18 protein-coding genes are annotated in these 18,447 nt (G+C 69.8%); 8 read left to right on the plus strand and 10 right to left on the minus strand.

Going from position 1 to position 18,447, the window contains the following annotated elements; all coding sequences use genetic code 11:
• Positions 1–13: 13 nt before the first annotated feature.
• The 7 genes from AB0C82_RS00280 to AB0C82_RS00310 form a co-directional block, all read right to left on the minus strand.
• Positions 14–475, minus strand: a complete 462-nt coding sequence (locus tag AB0C82_RS00280; protein WP_362834595.1) for a hypothetical protein — start codon at positions 473–475, stop codon at positions 14–16.
• Positions 476–611: 136 nt separating this feature from the next.
• Positions 612–2,027 carry an FAD-dependent oxidoreductase gene (locus AB0C82_RS00285; protein WP_362834597.1) on the minus strand — a complete coding sequence of 472 codons (1,416 nt, stop codon included), beginning with the start codon at positions 2,025–2,027 and terminating at the stop codon, positions 612–614.
• A gap of 24 nt (positions 2,028–2,051) precedes the next feature.
• Positions 2,052–2,855 carry an ABC transporter permease gene (locus AB0C82_RS00290; protein ID WP_362834599.1) on the minus strand — a complete coding sequence of 268 codons (804 nt, stop codon included), beginning with the start codon at positions 2,853–2,855 and terminating at the stop codon, positions 2,052–2,054.
• The gene (locus AB0C82_RS00295; RefSeq protein WP_362834601.1) at positions 2,855–3,778 is read right to left on the minus strand and encodes an ABC transporter permease; all 924 of its coding nucleotides are present in this window, start codon (positions 3,776–3,778) and stop codon (positions 2,855–2,857) included. The genes AB0C82_RS00290 and AB0C82_RS00295 overlap by 1 nt, the downstream gene beginning before the upstream one ends.
• Positions 3,775–4,944, minus strand: a complete 1,170-nt coding sequence (locus AB0C82_RS00300) for an ABC transporter ATP-binding protein (protein WP_362834603.1) — start codon at positions 4,942–4,944, stop codon at positions 3,775–3,777. Before AB0C82_RS00300 ends, AB0C82_RS00295 begins: the two co-directional genes overlap by 4 nt.
• Before the next feature lie 52 nt (positions 4,945–4,996).
• Positions 4,997–6,247 carry a spermidine/putrescine ABC transporter substrate-binding protein gene (locus AB0C82_RS00305; protein WP_362834605.1) on the minus strand — a complete coding sequence of 417 codons (1,251 nt, stop codon included), beginning with the start codon at positions 6,245–6,247 and terminating at the stop codon, positions 4,997–4,999.
• 46 nt (positions 6,248–6,293) lie between these two features.
• Positions 6,294–7,808 (minus strand): gamma-aminobutyraldehyde dehydrogenase, encoded by a 1,515-nt coding sequence (locus AB0C82_RS00310; protein ID WP_362834607.1) that lies wholly within the window; start codon positions 7,806–7,808, stop codon positions 6,294–6,296.
• Positions 7,809–8,014: 206 nt separating this feature from the next.
• Here AB0C82_RS00310 and AB0C82_RS00315 point away from each other — a divergent pair, with 206 nt between their 5' ends.
• Positions 8,015–8,563, plus strand: coding sequence for an NADAR family protein (locus tag AB0C82_RS00315; RefSeq protein ID WP_362834609.1), 549 nt, complete (start codon positions 8,015–8,017; stop codon positions 8,561–8,563).
• 75 nt (positions 8,564–8,638) lie between these two features.
• Here AB0C82_RS00315 and AB0C82_RS00320 read toward each other — a convergent pair whose 3' ends face one another.
• Complete coding sequence (locus AB0C82_RS00320) at positions 8,639–9,373, minus strand: DUF4190 domain-containing protein (protein WP_362834611.1); 735 nt, start codon at positions 9,371–9,373, stop codon at positions 8,639–8,641.
• 129 nt (positions 9,374–9,502) lie between these two features.
• Between AB0C82_RS00320 and AB0C82_RS00325 the strand changes: the two genes are divergently transcribed.
• The 3 genes from AB0C82_RS00325 to AB0C82_RS00335 all read left to right on the plus strand — a co-directional run bounded on the left by AB0C82_RS00325 (position 9,503) and on the right by AB0C82_RS00335 (position 12,155).
• The gene (locus tag AB0C82_RS00325) at positions 9,503–10,537 is read left to right on the plus strand and encodes an adenosine deaminase (RefSeq protein ID WP_362834613.1); all 1,035 of its coding nucleotides are present in this window, start codon (positions 9,503–9,505) and stop codon (positions 10,535–10,537) included.
• Positions 10,538–10,560: 23 nt separating this feature from the next.
• Positions 10,561–11,283 (plus strand): glycerophosphodiester phosphodiesterase, encoded by a 723-nt coding sequence (locus tag AB0C82_RS00330; protein ID WP_362834615.1) that lies wholly within the window; start codon positions 10,561–10,563, stop codon positions 11,281–11,283.
• A gap of 65 nt (positions 11,284–11,348) precedes the next feature.
• Positions 11,349–12,155 (plus strand): SAM-dependent methyltransferase, encoded by an 807-nt coding sequence (locus AB0C82_RS00335; protein WP_362834617.1) that lies wholly within the window; start codon positions 11,349–11,351, stop codon positions 12,153–12,155.
• 121 nt (positions 12,156–12,276) lie between these two features.
• On the opposite strand, the gene AB0C82_RS00340 is transcribed toward AB0C82_RS00335, so the two are convergent.
• Positions 12,277–13,716 (minus strand): gamma-aminobutyraldehyde dehydrogenase, encoded by a 1,440-nt coding sequence (locus tag AB0C82_RS00340; protein WP_362834619.1) that lies wholly within the window; start codon positions 13,714–13,716, stop codon positions 12,277–12,279.
• Positions 13,717–13,892: 176 nt separating this feature from the next.
• Between AB0C82_RS00340 and AB0C82_RS00345 the strand changes: the two genes are divergently transcribed.
• The 4 genes from AB0C82_RS00345 (at position 13,893) to AB0C82_RS00360 (ending at position 17,847) form a co-directional block, all read left to right on the plus strand.
• Positions 13,893–14,384, plus strand: coding sequence for an Lrp/AsnC family transcriptional regulator (locus tag AB0C82_RS00345; protein ID WP_362834621.1), 492 nt, complete (start codon positions 13,893–13,895; stop codon positions 14,382–14,384).
• Positions 14,369–15,748, plus strand: a complete 1,380-nt coding sequence (locus AB0C82_RS00350) for an aspartate aminotransferase family protein (protein ID WP_362834623.1) — start codon at positions 14,369–14,371, stop codon at positions 15,746–15,748. The genes AB0C82_RS00345 and AB0C82_RS00350 overlap by 16 nt, the downstream gene beginning before the upstream one ends.
• 216 nt (positions 15,749–15,964) lie before the next feature.
• On the plus strand, positions 15,965–16,702 hold the full coding sequence (locus AB0C82_RS00355; RefSeq protein WP_362834625.1) for an ATP-binding cassette domain-containing protein: 738 nt from the start codon (positions 15,965–15,967) through the stop codon (positions 16,700–16,702).
• Positions 16,684–17,847: a hypothetical protein gene (locus AB0C82_RS00360; protein WP_362834627.1), complete on the plus strand. Its 1,164-nt coding sequence runs from the start codon at positions 16,684–16,686 to the stop codon at positions 17,845–17,847. Before AB0C82_RS00355 ends, AB0C82_RS00360 begins: the two co-directional genes overlap by 19 nt.
• 99 nt (positions 17,848–17,946) lie before the next feature.
• Here AB0C82_RS00360 and AB0C82_RS00365 read toward each other — a convergent pair whose 3' ends face one another.
• Positions 17,947–18,399, minus strand: a complete 453-nt coding sequence (locus AB0C82_RS00365) for an SRPBCC domain-containing protein (protein WP_362834629.1) — start codon at positions 18,397–18,399, stop codon at positions 17,947–17,949.
• Between the last annotated feature and the right edge of the window lie 48 nt (positions 18,400–18,447).

The following is an 18,447-nucleotide window of genomic DNA, read 5'->3' on the forward strand; positions in this document are numbered from 1 at the left end:
GCCCCCGGGGGCGTCAGCCCTCGTCGCCGCCCCGCGCCGCGGACCCGGCGGCCTCGTGCATCGCGAGCTCCAGCAGGGAGGGGTCGGTCAGCGTTCCGGAGCCGTCCGGCGGGATGAGCCAGCGCACTCCGCCGGACGCGCGGCCGGGATACGGAACGACGATCCAGGTGCCCTGACCTGCTCCTCTTACGCCGGAGCCGAGCCAGCGGGTGACGGTGCCCGGCGGCACGAAGAACCCCATCCGGGCCTCGCCGAAGTCGGCGAGCACCGGTCCCGGCCGGTCGATGAGGCGGGTGAGGACGTCGAGGGTCGGATAGCCGAGCTCCCCGGGAAGAATCAGCACGTCCCAGCGCCTGCCGGCGGGCAGGAGCGCGATCCCCTGCGGGTTGCGCTCCCATTCCCACCGGCAGGCGTCGGGATCCGGTGCCACTGATGCGAGCCACTCCACTGCGGACTTTGCCCCCGGGCCGGTCATGGCGTGCCTTCCGTTCCTGTGAGCACCGGCAGGGACCTGCCGGTGCGTTCACAGGAGAGAGAGCGCCGCGCCCGGTTCATTACGCGGGTTCGGGGACTTGTCGGCTGTGAGCCGGATCACATGGGTCCGGCCGGGTTCAGCTGTCGAAGCCGAGGCCGGCCCGGTCCATCGCCTTCAGCCACAGATTGCGGTGTCCGCCGTTGCTGTCGGCCCTGGCCAGAGACCGCTTGGTCAGCTCGATGCCGGCCCAGGCGAACGGCTCGGGCGGGAAGGGCACGGGCTTGGAGCGGACCATCTCCAGGGAAGTCCGCTCCGTCTGCTCACCGGAGAGCAGATCGAGCATCACGTCGGCGCCGAACCGGGTCGCGCCGACTCCGAGCCCGGTGAACCCGGCCGCGTAGGCGACCCGCCCCTGATGAGCCGTACCGAAGAAGGCGGAGAAGCGCGAGCACGTGTCGATCGCCCCTCCCCACGCGTGGCTGAAGCGCACACCGGCGAGCTGCGGGAAGCACTCGAAGAACTGGCCCGCGAGCTTGAGGAACGTCTCCGGCCGCTGGTCCAGGTCGGCGCTCAGCCGTCCCCCGTACGGATAGACGGCGTCGTATCCGCCCCACAGGATCCGGTTGTCCGCGGAGAGCCGGAAGTAGTGGAACTGGTTGGCGCTGTCGCCGAGCCCCTGCCGGTTCTTCCAGCCGATCGAGGCCAGTTGCTCCTCGGTGAGCGGCTCGGTCATCAGCGCGTAGTCGTAGACCGGGACGGTGTACGGGCGCACCCGCTTGACCAGCGAGGGGAAGATGTTCGTACCCAGCGCGACCTTGCGCGCCAGGACCCGCCCGTACGGGGTGCGGACCGCCATCCCCGGACCGGACTTCACCAGGTCGAGGCCCCGCGTGTGCTCGTACACCCGCACGCCGAGTTCGGCACAGGCCCGCTTCAGGCCCCAGGCCAGCTTCGCCGGGTGCAGCATGGCGACACCGCTGCGGTCCAGGAGCCCGCCCAGGAATGTCGGCGAGTCGACTTCCGCCCGCACCGCTTCCCGGTCGAGGAACTCCAGCCCGGTGAAGCCGAGTTCGGTGGCCTCCCGGTGCCAGGCACGCAGCTCTTCGAGCTGGTGCGGTTCGGTGGCGACGTCGATCTCGCCGGTGCGCTCGAACTCGCAGTCGATGGAGTAGCGGGCGACGGCGGCCTCGATGGCGTCGAGGTTCCGTGCCCCGAGCTCCTCCAGCTTCCGGATCTCGTCCGGCCAGCGCTCCACACCGTTGGGGAGGCCGTGGGTGAGGGAGGCGGCGCAGAATCCGCCGTTGCGGCCCGAGGCGGCCCAGCCCGCCTCGTGCCCCTCGATCAGGACGACATCGCGCCCGGGATCCCGTTCCTTGGCGATCAGGGCGGTCCACAGACCGCTGTATCCGCCGCCGATGACGAGGAGATCGCAGCGCTCCTCCCCGATGAGCGCGGGGAGCGCCTCCGGCTTCGCCGGGTCGTCGAGCCAGTACGCGAGCGGCTTGGCGCCGGCGAGCGAGTGTGCGGCAGTACGCATGGCAGCTGGGGCCATGGTTTCCAACTCCTTCAGAGCTTTCTAGGGTTGCGCGTTGTTCTTCCGTCGGTTGGCGACGAGCTGGCCGACGAGGACCACCGTCACGGCAATGATGAACATCGCCGTGCCGATGACGTTGATCTGCACGGGCGTGCCGCGCTGTGCCGATCCCCAGACGAACATGGGGAAGGTCACGGTCGAGCCCGCGTTGAAGTTGGTGATGATGAAGTCGTCGAAGGAGAGCGCGAAGGCGAGCAGCGCTCCCGCGGCGATTCCCGGCGCGGCGATCGGCAGGGTCACCCGGACGAAGGTCTGGACGGGCCCCGCGTAGAGGTCACGCGCCGCCTCCTCCAGCCTCGGGTCCATCGACATCACCCGTGCCTTGACCGCGGTCACCACGAAGCTGAGGCAGAACATGATGTGGGCGATCAGGACGGTCCAGTAGCCCAGCTCCGCGCCCATGTTGAGGAAGAGCGTGAGCAGCGAGGCGGCCATGACGACCTCGGGCATGGCCATCGGCAGGAAGATCAGCGAGTTGATCGCGCCGCGCGCCCGGAAGCGGTAGCGGACCAGCGCGAAGGCGATCATCGTGCCGAGCACGGTCGCTCCGATCGTCGCCCAGATCGCGATCCGGAACGACAGGGAGAGGGAGCCGCACAAGTCGGCGACGCCGCAGGGATCCTTCCAGGCGTCCAGCGAGAACCGCTGCCAGGCGTAGTTGAAGCGCCCGTTGGGCTTGTTGAACGAGAACACCATGACGACGATGTTCGGCACGATCATGTACGCGAGGGTCAGCAGACCCGCGATGACGATCATGTTGCGGCGAATCCAGCGCAGAGCGGGCATCAGACCAGGTCCTCCGTCCCGGAGCGGCGGATGTAGAAGGTGACCATCAGCAGGACGACCGCCATGAGGATGAAGGAGAGCGCGGCGGCGGTCGGATAGTCCAGGACCCGCAGGAACTGGGACTGGATGACGCTGCCGACCATCTTGGTGTCGGTGGAGCCGAGCAGTTCCGCGTTGACGTAGTCACCGCTGGCGGGGATGAAGGTGAGCAGCGTGCCGGAGACGACACCCGGCATGGAGAGCGGGAGCGTCACCTTGCGGAAGGTCGTGGCGGGGGTGGCGTACAGATCGCCCGCCGCCTCGTGCAGCCGGCCGTCGATCCGCTCCAGCGAGGTGTAGAGCGGCAGGATCATGAACGGCAGGAAGTTGTACGTCAGACCGCAGACGACCGCCATCGGGGTGGCGAGCACCCGGTTGGACTCGGTCCAGCCGAGCCAGCTGGTGACGTCCAGGACGTGCAGCGTGTTCATCAGGTCCACGACCGCGCCGCCGTCCGCGAGGATCGTCTTCCAGGCGAGCGTACGGATCAGGAAGCTGGTGAAGAACGGGGCGATGACCAGGACCAGCACCAGGTTGCGCCAGCGGCCGGCCTTGAACGCGATGAGGTAGGCCAGCGGATAGCCGAGCACCAGGCACAGGATCGTGGCGGAACCGGCGTACAGCAGGGACCGGACGAACTGCGGGTAGTAGTCCTTCAGCGCGTCCCAGTACGTCTGGAAGTGCCAGGTGACCTCGAACCCCTTCTCCAGGGATCCCGTCTGTACGGAGGTCGATGCCTGGTAGACCATCGGCACGGCGAAGAAGACGATCAGCCACAGGATGCCGGGGAGCAGCAGCCAGTAGGGCACGAGCCGCTTGCGGGCGGAGGGCTTGCGCACCTTGAGTGCGGTGGGTGGCGCGGGGGGCGCCTCGGTGACGGTCACGCCGCGTCCTCCACCGTCTCCACGCCGGCGTCACCCATCGTCCCCGCAAGCATGGACTGGGAGGCGTCCAGGCCGAAGGTGTGCGCCGGATTCCAGTGCAGGACGACTTCGGCGCCGGGGACGAGCCGCGCGTCGCGCTCGATGTTCTGCTCGTACACCTGGAGCGCCTTGCCCGCCGGGCTTTCCACGACGTACTGCGTGGAGACCCCGATGAAGCTGGAGTCGACGATCCGGCCGGTGACCCGGTTGCGGCCGTCGGCTATCCGCTCGGCGGCGTCGGCGTGCGCCAAGGAGATCTTCTCGGGGCGTATGCCGAGGAGCAGCTTGCCGCCGGTCGCGGCGGGTGTCGAGCAGCGGTCTGCGGGCAGCCTGAGCTTTCCGCCGCCGGCCGAGACGACGATGTCCGTGCCGGTCTCGACGACCTCGCCCTCGATGAGGTTGGAGGTGCCGAGGAAGTTGGCGACGAAGGTGGTCCGCGGGTTCTCGTACAGATCGGCGGGGGCGCCGAGCTGCTCGACCCGTCCGCCGTTCATCACGGCGACGGTGTCGGCCATGGTCATGGCCTCCTCCTGGTCGTGCGTGACGTGGACGAAGGTGATGCCGACCTCGGTCTGGATGCGCTTGAGCTCAAGCTGCATCTGACGGCGCAGCTTGAGGTCGAGGGCGCCCAGCGGCTCGTCGAGGAGGAGCACCTGCGGGTGGTTGATGAGCGCGCGGGCGACGGCGACGCGCTGCTGCTGGCCACCGGAGAGCTGGTGCGGCTTGCGGCGGGCGAAGTCGCCGAGCTGGACGAGCTCCAGCATGTCGTCGACCTGCTTCTTGACCGACTTGATGCCGCGCCTGCGCAGACCGAAGGCGATGTTCTCGGTGATGTCCAGGTGGGGGAAGAGCGCGTAGCTCTGGAAGACGGTGTTGACGGGCCGCTTGTACGGGGGCAGGCCGGTGATGTCCTTGCCGCCGAGCGAGACCGTGCCGGTCGTCGCCTCCTCCAGGCCGGCGATCATGCGGAGCGTGGTGGTCTTGCCGCAGCCGGACGCGCCGAGCAGCGCGAAGAACGAACCCTGCGGGACGGTCAGGTCGAGCGGATGCACGGCGGTGAAGGAGCCGTAGGTCTTGCTGATCCCGGTGAGACGGACGTCGCCGCCGGTTGTCTGCTGCTGAGTCATGGGTCGCAGTCCCAGTGGTGGAAGGGCGGGTGAGGGAAGGGAAGGTCCGGCTCTAGGCGCCGATGAGCTTGGCGAACTTCTCCTCGTACGCCGTTTCTTCCTTGGAGCTGAGCGAACGGAAGGCGCGCGATTTCGCGGCCATCTCCTTGTCGGGGAGGATCAAGGTGTTCGCGGCCATCGACTCGTCGATCTTGGCGAGTTCCTCGCGTACGCCGTCGACGGGACACACGTAGTTGATGTACGCGGCGAGCTGGGCGGCGACCGGCGGCTCGTAGTAGTAGTCGATGAGCTTCTCGGCGTTGGTCTTGTGCCGTGCCTTCGCGGGGACCAGCAGGTTGTCGCTGGAGGTGATGTAACCGGCGGCCGGGATCGAGAACTTGATGTCCGGGTTGTCGGCCTGGAGCTGGATGATGTCCCCGGCCCAGCCGATACAGGCGGCGATGTCGCCCTTGCTCAGGTCCGCGGTGTAGTCGTTGCCGGTGAAGCGGCGGATCTGCTTCTTGTCGACGCCCTTCTGGAGGCGGCCGATCGCGGCGTCGAAGTCGGCGTCGTCGAACGTCCCGGGGTCCTTGCCCATGTCCAGCAGCGTCATGCCGACGGAGTCGCGCATCTCGGACAGGAAGGACACCCGGCCCTTGAGCTTGGGGTCGTCGAGCAGCTGCGTGACGGAGTCGACCTTGCGGCCCCCGGTCGCCTTGGAGTTGTAGGCGATGACGGTGGGGATGCCGGTCCAGGGGTACGAGTAGGCGCGGCCCGGGTCCCAGTCCGGGGTGCGGAACTGGGTCGCGAGGTTGGCGAAGGCGTGCGGCAGGTTCGCCGGGTCGAGCTTCTGCGCCCAGCCGAGGCGGATGATGCGCGCGGCCAGCCAGTCGGTGACGCATATGAGGTCGCGCCCGGTGTTCTGTCCCGCCGCGAGCTGCGGCTTGATCTTCCCGAAGAACTCGACGTTGTCGTTGATGTCCTCGGTGTACTTGACCTCGATCCCGGTGCGTTTCGTGAACGCCTCCAGGGTCGGACGGCCCTTCTCGTCCTCGCTGACGTCCATGTACTCGGTCCAGTTGGAGAAGCTGATCTGCTTCTCCTTCGCCGAGTGGTCGTCCGAGGCGGCTGCGGCATCGCCCTCGCGCTTGGCGGGCGGGATGCCGCAGGCGCTGAGCGTGCCCAGGCCGCCGAGCGCGAGGGCGCCCATGCCCGAGGCGCGCAGCATCGAACGGCGTGTGAGGGCGCCCCTGCCCGTGGTCAGGCTTCGCCTCGTGGCCGCCAGCTGGGCGGGAGAGAGGTGCTCGGGCTCGTACTGCTCCATACGCGTTGCCCTTTCGGGTGTGTGGCCGCTGGTCAGGCGACGGCTGCTATCGGTCCCCGAAGATCGTGCGGTGCCAGTCCTTGCGGGCGACCGCGGTGTTGTCGTACATCACGTGCTTGACCTGCGTGTACTCCTCGAAGGAGTACGCCGACATGTCTTTGCCGAAGCCGCTGGCCTTGTACCCGCCGTGCGGCATCTCGCTGAGGATCGGGATGTGGTCGTTGATCCAGACACAGCCCGCCTTGATCTCGCGGGTGGCCCGGTTCGCCCGGTACAGGTCGCGGGTCCAGGCGGAGGCCGCGAGGCCGTACGGGGTGTCGTTGGCGAGGGCGATGCCCTCGTCGTCGGTGTCGAACGGGAGGACCACGAGAACCGGTCCGAAGATCTCGGACTGGACGATCTCGCTGTCCTGGGCGGCGCCCGCGACCAGGGTCGGCCGGTAGTAGGCGCCGTCCCGGAGGTCGCCACCGGGGGCCTCGCCGCCGGTGACGACGGTGGCGTAGGCACGGGCGCGCTCGACGAAGGCGGCGACCCGGTCACGCTGGGCGTGGCTGATCAGCGGGCCGAGGTCCGTGGAGGGGTCGAAGGGGTCGCCGAGCCGGACGGTCTCCATGAGCGCGGCGACGTCCCGTACGAAGGCGTCGTAGAGGGGCCGCTGCACGTAGGCGCGGGTGGCGGCGGTGCAGTCCTGCCCGGTGTTGATGAGGGAGCCGGCCACCGCCCCGTTGACCGCCGCTTCGAGGTCCGCGTCGTCGAAGACCACGAAGGGGGCCTTGCCGCCCAGTTCGAGGTGGAGGCGCTTGACGGTGGAGGTGGCGATCTCCGCGACCCGCTTGCCGACGGCGGTGGAGCCGGTGAAGGAGGTCATGACGACGTCGGGGTGTCCGACGAGGTGTTCGCCCGCGTCCCTGCCCGCGCCGGTGACGATGTTGATCACGCCGTCGGGGATGCCCGCCTCGGTGGCCGCCTGGGCGAACATCAGCGAGGTCAGGGGGGTGATCTCGGCCGGCTTCAGCACGATGGTGTTACCCGCCGCGACGGCCGGGAGCACCTTCCACGCGGCCATCTGGAGCGGGTAGTTCCAGGGAGCGATGGAGCCGACGACGCCGATCGCCTCGCGGCGTACGTACGAGGTGTGGTCACCGTCGTACTCGGCCGCCGCCTTGCCCTCCAGATGACGGGCGGCGCCCGCGAAGAAGGCCGCGTTGTCGACGGTGCCGGGCACGTCGAACTCGGTGGAGAGCTTGAGCGGCTTTCCGCACTGGAGGGACTCGGCGTACGCGAAGTCGTCTGCCTGCTCGGCGAGTACGGCGGCGAAGCGGTGCATCGCCTCGGAACGCTCGCCGGGAGTGGCGCCGGACCAGCCGGGGAAGGCGGCCGCCGCCGCGGCGACGGCCGCGTCGACGTCGTCGGTGCCGGCCAGTTCGTAGCGGTACACCGTCTCGCCCGTGGCCGGGTTCACCACCTCGTGGTGGCGTCCCGATGTACCGGACCGCAGTTTTCCGCCGATGTACTGCGCGCCGCCCGCGAAGCGGTCCTGCACGTGGAAGCCGTTGCCCATGACGCTCTCCTCCGCCGCTCCCCCTCTGAACAGGGGCGGCGTAGCTTCTGGTCGAGTTGAGTGCCGATCCTGACAGAGGGACCCCATGCCAACAAGTGATTCCGTTGTTGCCTTTTGGTTACGCGACGGAATCTGTCGACCATGTGTCGCGTCGGTACGAAGATCCCCGTACGTAGTGTCAGTGGCGGATGCCAGACTCACCTGCCATGGGGCATACCGAGGATCTTGTGGCGAGACTCGCGCGTGGCGAGAAGGTGAAGTACCTGCCGTTCTGGGGGCATCGGCCGCGGCCCGACGGCCGGCTCGGATCGAGCTGTCTGAGCCAGTGGTGGCCGTCGCCGTTCACCGTCGACGAGGTGACCTACGCGTCGGCCGAGCACTGGATGATGGCCGGCAAGGCACGGCTCTTCGGCGACGAGGAGGCGGAGATACAGGCCGTGGCCGCGAGCAGTCCGGCGGCGGCGAAGAAGGTGGGCCGCCTGGTGCGCGGCTTCGACGAGAGCGTCTGGGTGCGCGAGCGCTTCGCCCTGGTGGTGGAGGGCAGCGTCCACAAATTCGGCCAGGATCCCGCGCTGCGCGGATATCTGCTGTCGACGGGGGACCGGGTGTTGGTCGAGGCGAGCCCCGTTGACCGCATCTGGGGCATCGGCCACGCCTGGGACGACCCGAGGGCGAATGATCCGGCCCGCTGGGCGGGGCTCAATCTGCTCGGCTTCGCGCTCATGGAGGCGCGGGCGCGACTGCGCGCGCTCTGACCGTTCACGGCTGCTGAGCCCTTCGCCGGACGGCCGTTTCCCGAGCCGTCCGGCGAATGTGGGCGCCAGGCAGTCCTAGCGGCTGGTCCCGATCACGAGCGACGTGGCGAACGGATCGTCCTCGTACTCGTTGTTGTCGAACTCTTCACTGTGCGTGGCGAACAGCCAGATGAAGAAACCGATGATCGCCGCCCCGAGTGCGAGACCGATCGACCCCAGGATGACGCCGGCCAGGGCCTGACCGCCGTTGTCGGCCTCGCCGCGGGTCACGCGCTTGCGCCCCAGGATGCCGAAGATCAGGGCGAGCACGCCCAGGATCAGGCTCGGGATCCCGTAGAGGCAGAACAGGCAGACGGCCAGGATGCCGAGCACCATGGAGGCCGTGCCCAGCCCGTTCGCGGGCGGGGCGCCACCGCCCCAGCCGGGCTGGGCGCCGTAGCCGGGATATCCCGGGTAGCCGCCGTACGGCGGGACGGGCGCGGCCGGGTAGCCGTACTGGCCCATGGGCGCAGTGGGCTGGCCCGGGCCGTTGGGACCGACAGGCGGCGGCGGTACGGCCGTGTCGCCGGGCCCGAATCCGGGGCCCGCGCCGCCCGGCCCGTATCCGGCCCCGACGTTACCCGGCCCGAATCCCTGGCCTCCGGGCACGGGGCCGCTGCCCAGGCCCGGCATGGCGCTGACGGTCGGCTGGTCGTGCACGGGCGGCGGTCCGGCGGCGGCCGGCTTCCCCAGGTCCACCCGGCTGTCCGGCGGCGCCCAGGGATCGTGCGGCGCGGGCCCGCCCCCGGGCTGCTCTGTGCTGTCTGACATGGGCCTCCCCCATCGTGGTCCCGTCATGCTACGGCCCGGCCTCCGGCCGTCCACCCCCGCATACGATGATCGGTGCGGCCGGTACTCCCGGCCGAAAGACGCCGAACGCCAAGACTTCCGGAGAGTCCGATGAACGATCTGCACCCCTTCATCGCAGGGCTGCCCAAGGCCGAGCTGCACGTCCACCACGTCGGCTCCGCCTCTCCACGCATCGTCTCGGAACTGGCCGCGCACCACCCCGACTCCAAGGTGCCCACGGACCCGGAAGCCCTGGCCGACTTCTTCACCTTCACCGACTTCGCGCACTTCATCGACGTCTACCTCTCCGTGGTGGACCTCATCCGCACCCCCGAGGACGTGCGGCTGCTCACCTTCGAGGTGGCCCGGGACATGGCCCGCCAGAACATCCGGTACGCGGAGCTGACCGTCACCCCGTTCAGCTCGACCCGGCGCGGCATCCCGGAGGCCGGCTTCATGGAGGCCATCGAGGACGCCCGCAAGGCCGCCGAGGCCGAGCTCGGCGTCGTCCTGCGCTGGTGCTTCGACATTCCGGGTGAGGCCGGTCTGGAGGCCGCGGCCGAGACCACCCGGCTCGCCGTCGACCTGCGGCCCGAAGGGCTGGTCTCCTTCGGCCTCGGCGGGCCGGAGATCGGCGTGGACCGCCCCCAGTTCAAGCCGTATTTCGACCGGGCCATCGCCGCGGGCCTGCACTCGGTGCCCCACGCCGGGGAGACCACCGGACCGCAGACCGTCTGGGACGCGCTCACCGCCCTGCGCGCCGAGCGCATCGGCCACGGCACCAGCTCCGTCCAGGACCCCGCGCTGCTGGCCCACCTCGCCGAGCACCGGATCGCCCTCGAGGTCTGCCCGACCTCGAACATCGCCACCCGCGCGGTGGCCGACATCGAACGGCACCCGGTCCGCGAGATGGTCGAGGCGGGCGTACTCGTCACGATCAACAGCGACGACCCGCCGATGTTCGGCACCGACCTCAACAACGAGTACGCGGTGGCGGCCCGCCTCCTCGCCCTCGACGAGCGCGGAGTGGCGGACCTCGCCAAGAACGCGGTGGAGGCGTCCTACCTCGACGCGGCCGGCAAGCGGACGCTGGCCGCCGAGATCGACACGTACACGGCGAACTGGCTGGAGACCCCGGCCCCGTAACCCCGCACCACCACAATGGCCCCATGGTTCACCCTCTCGACACCGCCCGCGCCGTCACCGCCGTGGCCCACCGCGGCGATCCGTACCGAGCCCGGGAGAACACGCTGCTCTCGGTCCGCTCCGCCCTGGAACACGGGGCGGACGCGGTCGAGATCGACGTCCGCGTCACCCGCGACGGCGTGCCCGTCCTGCTGCACGACTCCACGCTGGAGCGGCTGTGGGGCCACGAGCGGCGTCTCGACCGGCTCCGCCACGAGGAACTGGACGAGCTGACGTCGGGCGGCGTACCCACGCTCCACGACGCGCTGCTCGCCACGCCGGATCACCGCCTGATGATCGACCTGCCCGGCTGCACCGACGCCTCCGTACGCACCATCGTGGGCGTGGTGCACGAGTGCGGGGCGGCCGACCGGGTGTACTACTGCGCGGGCGGCGGGGCGATGCTGCGCGTCCGGGCCGCCGATCCGGCCGCCGAGATCGCGCTGACGTGGAACACGCTCGCGCCGCCGCGCGCCGTGCTCCTGGACGCCGTGAAGCCCCGCTGGATGAACTACCGGTTCGGACTGGTGAGCCGGGAACTGACGGACCGGGTGCACCGGGACGGGATGCTGGTCTCCGCCTGGACGGCCGACACCAAGCGCACGATGCGCCGCCTCATCCGGCGCGGCGTCGACTCGATCACCACCAACCGCGTCGACGCGCTGCACGCTCTGCTCGCCAACTCCCCTGCACGTGAAGCACCTTGATCGGTCCGGCATGATGGAAGCGCGGCATCGCCCGTGATGCCCTGCCCGGCACCGGAGGAGCAGACGTGACCGACCCCAGCACCGCGCCCGTCCCCGCCCGCGTCCGTTCCGACGTCGCGCACAACGCACGCGTCTGGAACTACTGGCTGGGCGGCAAGGACAACTACCCGGTGGACCGGGTGGTCGGCGACCACATCACCGGCATGTATCCGAGCATCGCCGAAGTGGCTCGCGCCGACCGGGCGTTCCTCGGCCGGGCAGTGCGGCATCTGGCCGGGGACGTGGGCGTCAGCCAGTTCCTGGACATCGGCACGGGCCTGCCGACCTTCAACAACACACACGAGATCGCCCAGCACACCGCCCCCAGCTCCCGCGTCGTGTACGTCGACAACGACCCGATCGTGCTGGCGCACGCGCGGGCGCTGCTCACGAGCTCGCCCGAGGGCGCCACCGAGTACATCGACGCGGACGCCCACGACCCGGAGCGGATCCTGCGCTCCGTCGAGCCCACCCTCGACCTGGCGCGGCCCGTCGCGGTGATGATGCTCGGCATCCTGAACTTCGTCCTGGACACCGGCGAGGCGCGGGGCATCGTACGGAAGCTGATGGACGCGGTGCCGTCGGGCAGTTACCTGGTTCTCACGCACCCCACGCTGGAGCTGGGCGGCGAGGGCAACGAGGCGGCGATGCGCTTCTGGAACGAGAACGCCACCCCACCGATCACCGCCCGCACCCGCGCCGAGTTCGCCGCGTTCATGGACGGCCTGGACATCCTGGATCCGGGCATCGTGTCCTGCGCCCGGTGGCGTACGGAACCGGCCGGCTCCGCGGCCGAGGTCGCCCAGTTCGGCGCGGTGGCCCGCAAGCCGTAGGAGGCCGGGCCGTCCGGCTCGGGAGGTTCCCTTCCGTCCACCATGTCGGTGGGGCGGGCGGGCACGGGAACGGCCCCGGACGTGAGCCCGGGGCCGTAGGAACCGCTGTGCGTCACACAGGTCAGTCGTCGAGCGACGTCATGACGTGCTTGATGCGGGTGTAGTCCTCGAAGCCGTAGGCCGAGAGGTCCTTGCCGTAGCCGGACTTCTTGAACCCGCCGTGCGGCATCTCGGCGACGAGCGGGATGTGGGTGTTGATCCACACACAGCCGAAGTCGAGGTTCTTGGACATGCGCATGGCGCGCGAGTGGTCCTTGGTCCACACCGAGGACGCCAGGGCGTACTCGACGCCGTTCGCGTACTCCAGCGCCTGCGCCTCGTCCGTGAACGACTGCACGGTGATGACGGGCCCGAAGACCTCGTTCTGGATGATCTCGTCGTCCTGCTTGAGGCCGGAGACCACCGTGGGGGCGTAGAAGTACCCCTTGTCACCGACCCGCTGACCGCCGGCCTCGACCTTGGCGTGGGCGGGCAGGCGCTCGATGAAGCCGCTGACCTGCTTCAGCTGGTTGGCGTTGTTGAGCGGGCCGTAGAGCACGTCCTCGTCGTCCGGAAGCCCGGTCTTCGTGTCGGCCGCGGCCTTGGCGAGCTGCGCGACGAACTCGTCGTGGATCGACTCGTGGACCAGCACACGGGTGGCGGCCGTACAGTCCTGGCCGGCGTTGAAGAAGCCCGCGACGGAGATGCCCTCGACGGCCTTGGCGATGTCGCTGTCCTCGAAGACCACGGCGGGCGCCTTGCCACCGAGCTCCAGGTGGACGCGCTTGACGTCCTTGGCCGCGGACTCGGCGACCTGCATGCCGGCGCGTACCGAACCGGTGATGGAGGCCATGGCCGGGGCCGGGTGCTCGACCATCGCGCGGCCGGTGTCCCGGTCGCCGCAGATGACGTTGAAGACACCCTTGGGCAGGATCCGGCCGATGATCTCGGCGATCAGCACGGTCGACGCCGGCGTGGTGTCGGACGGCTTGATGACGACCGTGTTGCCCGCGGCGAGCGCCGGGGCGAACTTCCAGACGGCCATCATCATCGGGTAGTTCCACGGCGCGACCTGGGCGCACACGCCCACCGGCTCGCGTCGGACGATCGAGGTCAGGCCTTCCATGTACTCGCCGGCCGAGCGGCCTTCGAGCATCCGGGCGGCACCCGCGAAGAAGCGGATCTGGTCCACCATGGGCGGGATCTCTTCGGTACGGGTGAGCTCCAGCGGCTTGCCGGTGTTCTCCGACTCGGCCGCGATCAGGTCCTCCGCGCGCTCCTCGAAGGCGTCCGCGATCTTGAGCAGGGCCTTCTGGCGCTCGGCCGGCGTGACATCGCGCCAGGCCGGGAACGCGGCGGCTGCCGCGTCCATGGCGGCATCGACGTCGGCCTGTCCCGAGAGCGGGGAGGTCGCGTAGACCTCTTCCGTCACCGGGTTGACCACGTCGATGGTCCGCCCGTCCGCGGCGTCCCGGAACTCTCCGTTGATGTAGTTGCGCAGACGGCGCACCTCGGTGGTCACAACCACCCCTCCTGTCGGCTGTCCGATGGATGAGATTCCACCCTAATCGCTTCGGTGACGCTTTCGACATACCCGTAGTCCGCCAACTTCGGATTCCGTGAGATCGAGGTCCGCAAACAACGAATTTCATCGCTCTGGGCTTGCCAGACAGACGAGTCGCGGTGCAGAGTGGGTGCGTGGCCAGTCGCAGCGCAGACTCCAGGACCGGGAACGGATCGTCCTCGACGGTCGATGCCGTCTCTCTCGCAATCATCGAGCAGCTCCAGGAGGACGGACGCCGTCCGTACGCCGCGATAGGCAAGGCCGTGGGCCTTTCCGAAGCGGCCGTACGCCAGCGCGTCCAGAAGCTGCTCGACCAGGGCGTGATGCAGATCGTCGCCGTCACGGACCCGCTCACCGTGGGACTCCGCAGGCAGGCGATGGTCGGCATCAATGTCGAGGGGGACCTCGACCCCGTCTCGGAAGCCCTGGCGGCCATGGCCGAGTGCGAGTACGTGGTCATGACCGCGGGCTCGTTCGACCTGATGGTGGAGATCGTCTGCGAGGACGACGACCACCTGCTGGAGACGATCAACAAACGCATCCGGGCCATTCCCGGGGTGCGCTCCACCGAGAGCTTCGTCTACCTCAAGCTCAAGAAGCAGACCTATATGTGGGGAACCCGATAGCCGTGAGCAAGGACCTCAGCCGAACCGCGTACGACCACCTGTGGATGCACTTCACCCGCATGTCGGACTACGAGAACGCGCCCGTTCCCACCATCGTGCGTGGCGAGGGCACCTACATCTTCGACGACAAGGGCAAGCGCTACCTCGACGGCCTCTCCGGCCTCTTCGTGGTCAACGCGGGCCACGGCCGTCACGAGCTCGCCGAGACGGCGTACAAGCAGGCGCAGGAGCTGGCCTTCTTCCCGGTGTGGTCCTACGCTCACCCGAAGGCCGTCGAGCTCGCCGAGCGTCTCGCGGACTACGCTCCGGGTGACCTGAACAAGGTCTTCTTCACGACCGGTGGCGGCGAGGCCGTCGAGACCGCGTGGAAGCTGGCGAAGCAGTACTTCAAGCTCACCGGCGAGCCGACCAAGTACAAGGTCATCTCCCGCGCGGTGGCGTACCACGGCACCCCGCAGGGCGCCCTCTCCATCACGGGCCTGCCGGCCCTGAAGGCCCCCTTCGAGCCGCTGGTCCCCGGCGCGCACAAGGTGGTCAACACCAACATCTACCGCGCCCCGATCCACGGCGACGACCCCGAGGCCTACGGCCGCTGGTGCGCCGACCAGATCGAGCAGGAGATCCTCTTCGAGGGCCCCGAGACCGTCGCCGCGGTCTTCCTGGAGCCGGTGCAGAACGCCGGTGGCTGCTTCCCGCCGCCGCCCGGGTACTTCCAGCGGGTCCGCGAGATCTGCGACCAGTACAACGTGCTGCTCGTCTCGGACGAGACGATCTGCGCCTTCGGCCGCCTCGGCACGATGTTCGCGTGCGACAAGTTCGACTACGTGCCGGACATGATCACCTGCGCCAAGGGCATGACCTCGGGCTACTCCCCGATCGGCGCCTGCATCGTCTCCGACCGTCTGGCCGAGCCGTTCTACAAGGGTGGCAACACCTTCCTGCACGGTTACACCTTCGGTGGCCACCCGGTCTCCGCGGCCGTCGGTATCGCCAACCTCGACCTGTTCGAGCGCGAGGGCCTCAACCAGCACGTCCTGGACACCGAGGGCTCGTTCCTCAAGACGCTGCAGAAGCTGCACGACCTGCCGATCGTCGGCGACGTCCGCGGCAACGGCTTCTTCTACGGCATCGAGCTGGTGAAGGACAAGGCCACCAAGGAGACCTTCACCGACGAGGAGACCGAGCGCGTCCTGTACGGCTTCCTCTCCAAGGCGCTGTACGAGAACGGTCTGTACTGCCGGGCCGACGACCGTGGCGACCCGGTCGTCCAGCTCGCGCCGCCGCTGATCTCCGACCAGGCCACCTTCGACGAGATCGAGGGCATCCTGCGCGCCGTGCTCACGGAGGCGTGGACGAAGCTCTGACCCCGACGGTGACCCCTGGGCGATGACGTTCCAGCGGTCATTTCATACGGTCCACGCGGCCCGGATACGCCTTTCGAGTGAGAAGGAGCGCATCCGGGCCGCGTGCTGTGCGCACACCCCGGCCGGGCTGCCTACCGTGCCGAGTGACCGATCGGCCGCGTCTTCGTTCCCCCGTACGGGGGAACGGGAAAACTGATCTGAACCGAGGTGTACGCCATGGTGGCCCCGCCGGACAACGACGTGATCTGGGCGCGTTCCCTGCACCATTCCCACAACGGCTCGCCCGGCCTCGGCGGTGTCTCCGTCGGTATCCGTGACGGCGAGATCCTGGCCGTGACCGGCCCGCGCGGCAGCGGGAAGACCACGCTGCTGCACTGCCTGTCCGGACAGCTGGTGCCCCAGGAGGGCGAGGTCTGGTTCAACAGCGTGCCCATCCACACGATGGGCCCGCGCCTGCGCGAACAACTGCGCCGCGAACGCTTCGCCTGGATCGCCCCCGACCCCCAGCTCGTACCGGAGCTGACCACCTGGGAGAACGCGGCCCTTCCGCTGCTCCTGCGGGGCACCTCGCACCGGGCGGCGAAGAAGGCCGCGATGGAGTGGCTGGAGCGCCTCGACATCGCGGCGTTCGCCAAGAAGCGTCCGCACGCCCTGCTCCAGGCCCAGCGCCAGCGTGTCTCCGTCGCCCGCGCGCTGACCGCCTCGCCTTCGGTGATCTTCGCCGACGAGCCGACCGCCTCGCTCCACCGCACCGAACGCACCCAGCTCCTGCGCACCCTGACGACCGCCGCCCGCTCGCACGAGATCACGGTCGTCCTCGCGACCCACGACGTGGAGGTCGCCGCCCTCGCCGACCGTGCGGTCGCCCTGCTCGACGGCCGCCGGGTCAGCACCGTCTCCCTGCCCGCCGAAGCCGATACGGAAGGCCGCCCGGCGTGCTCGCTCTCCGTCTGACTCGCGGTACCCATCCCCTGGTCCTGATGCGGCGCCTGCTCGTGGCCGCCGCGTCGGCCGGGGTCGGCTTCCTGCTGCTGTGCACCCTGGGGTACGCCTCAGGGCATCCGGCGCAGGCCACAGGATCGGTTCTGCGGCTGCTGTGGTGCCTCGTCCCGCTGGCGGCCACCGTGCAGTTCGCCGTCGCGGTGGCCCGGACGGACCCGGCGACCCGGCCTCGCCCGGGTCTGTCCGCCATCGGGCTCGGGCCGGTCGGGCTCTCGGTACTCGCGGCCGTCTCCACCGCCATCTCCACCACCCTCGGCTCGATGGTGGCCCTGCTCTTCTTCCTCCACCTGCGCGGGGACCTCACCGGACTGCCGTTCGACGGCGGCGCGGCCGAACTGCTCGGCGCCGACGCCCCCTTGCCGCTGGCCGCCGCCCTCACGCTGCTCGCCCTCGTACCGGTGGCCGCGTCACTGGCGAGCGCGCTCGCCCTGCGCGCCCGGCCGCTGCCGCCCTCCACCGACGCCGCCGAGGCCAAGGAGGCAGGTCCTTCCGGGGCTCCGGCGGGTCTGCCGTGGGGAGTCGCCCTGACAGCGGCCGGTCTCGCCGTCGAGGCGTACGTCGGACGGGGCGGTGGGGGCAGTCCGTTCCCGCTGCCGGGCCGGCTGGACGCCACCCCGGCCGGCGTCCTCGCGGGCTGGACCCTCACGGCGATCGGCCTGGCCATGGCCGGCCCCGGCATCACCTACCTGTGCGGGCAGCTGCTCCAGGCCGTGCGCCCGGGAGCCGTCCGCCTGCTCGCCGGCCGCGTCCTGATGCAGGAGTCACGCCGCATCGGCCGCCCGATCGGGGTCATCTGCGCGGTGCTGTCCGGCGTGGTCGCGGCCCTCGCGCTGTACGGGACGGGCCCACGCCCCTTCGGCCCTCTCACCGCGCTCGGCGCGGCGCTCGTCCTGGGCTGTACGACGGCCACTCTGCTGACCTCGGCGCTGGAGGCCAAGCAGGCCCGCGTCGAGACGACCGACGCACTGCTGCGGATGGGCGCCCCCGCCTCGGCGCTGCGCAGCGCAACCGCTCTGCGCGCGGGCGTGCTGCTGGTCGTGTTCGCCCCGCTGACGTGGGCGGTGGCGGCACTGGCCGCGCTGCCCCTGACCGCCTGACCGGCCGGCCGGCCGCAACCGGCGGGCGCGAGGCGCGAGTCCGTCCGGAGACGAGCGCGAAGCGGTGCCCGGAGGGCCGGTGGCCTCTCGGCCGGAGTCCTACCGGGAGTCGGCGAGCACCAGGGCGAGCGTGTCGAAGAACGCCTCCCAGCCGTCCTCCGCCGCCGCGTACTGCTCGGGGGTGAGATTGCCGCCGCGCTGCCGGAACGTCATCTCGGTGGTGCGCCCATGGCCCGTGAACGTGGCGGTGACGACCTCGCCCTCCGCCTCCTCGGCGGCGCTCGCGTCCTTCAGTGTGAAGACCAGCCGCTCCGGCTCGACCACCTCGCGGTAGACCCCGTGGAACGGCATCTCGGCGCCCGGCACGACCAGGACGAGGCTCCACTTCCCACCCGGCCTGACATCCATCGACACCTGGTCGAGCGGCACGTCGGCGTGGCCCCCGTACCAGGCGGCGAAGCGTTCCGGCGTCGTCCACGCCTCGAACACCCGCTCCCGTGGGGCGTCGAAGACACGGGTGAGGTCGATCCCCTCGCGTACTGACCCGTTCATGGTCGTGGTCCTTTCCTGGGCCTTCGGCCGGGCGGTGCTGCCGGTTCC

This window comes from Streptomyces sp. NPDC048560, from assembly GCF_040650955.1.
In the GTDB taxonomy this organism is placed as follows: Bacteria; Actinomycetota; Actinomycetes; order Streptomycetales; family Streptomycetaceae; genus Streptomyces.

Bases quoted from the DNA above. Each gene is read 5' to 3' on its own strand.
- AB0C82_RS00300 (WP_362834603.1), bottom strand. From the start codon at position 4,944: ATGACTCAGCAGCAGACAACCGGCGGCGACGTCCGTCTCACCGGGATC.
- AB0C82_RS00330 (WP_362834615.1), top strand. From the start codon at position 10,561: ATGGTTCACCCTCTCGACACCGCCCGCGCCGTCACCGCCGTGGCCCAC.
- AB0C82_RS00305 (WP_362834605.1), bottom strand. From the start codon at position 6,247: ATGGAGCAGTACGAGCCCGAGCACCTCTCTCCCGCCCAGCTGGCGGCC.
- AB0C82_RS00315 (WP_362834609.1), top strand. From the start codon at position 8,015: ATGGGGCATACCGAGGATCTTGTGGCGAGACTCGCGCGTGGCGAGAAG.
- AB0C82_RS00325 (WP_362834613.1), top strand. From the start codon at position 9,503: ATGAACGATCTGCACCCCTTCATCGCAGGGCTGCCCAAGGCCGAGCTG.
- AB0C82_RS00280 (WP_362834595.1), bottom strand. From the start codon at position 475: ATGACCGGCCCGGGGGCAAAGTCCGCAGTGGAGTGGCTCGCATCAGTG.
- AB0C82_RS00290 (WP_362834599.1), bottom strand. From the start codon at position 2,855: ATGCCCGCTCTGCGCTGGATTCGCCGCAACATGATCGTCATCGCGGGT.
- AB0C82_RS00310 (WP_362834607.1), bottom strand. From the start codon at position 7,808: ATGGGCAACGGCTTCCACGTGCAGGACCGCTTCGCGGGCGGCGCGCAG.
- AB0C82_RS00320 (WP_362834611.1), bottom strand. From the start codon at position 9,373: ATGTCAGACAGCACAGAGCAGCCCGGGGGCGGGCCCGCGCCGCACGAT.
- AB0C82_RS00355 (WP_362834625.1), top strand. From the start codon at position 15,965: ATGGTGGCCCCGCCGGACAACGACGTGATCTGGGCGCGTTCCCTGCAC.
- AB0C82_RS00285 (WP_362834597.1), bottom strand. From the start codon at position 2,027: ATGGCCCCAGCTGCCATGCGTACTGCCGCACACTCGCTCGCCGGCGCC.
- AB0C82_RS00365 (WP_362834629.1), bottom strand. From the start codon at position 18,399: ATGAACGGGTCAGTACGCGAGGGGATCGACCTCACCCGTGTCTTCGAC.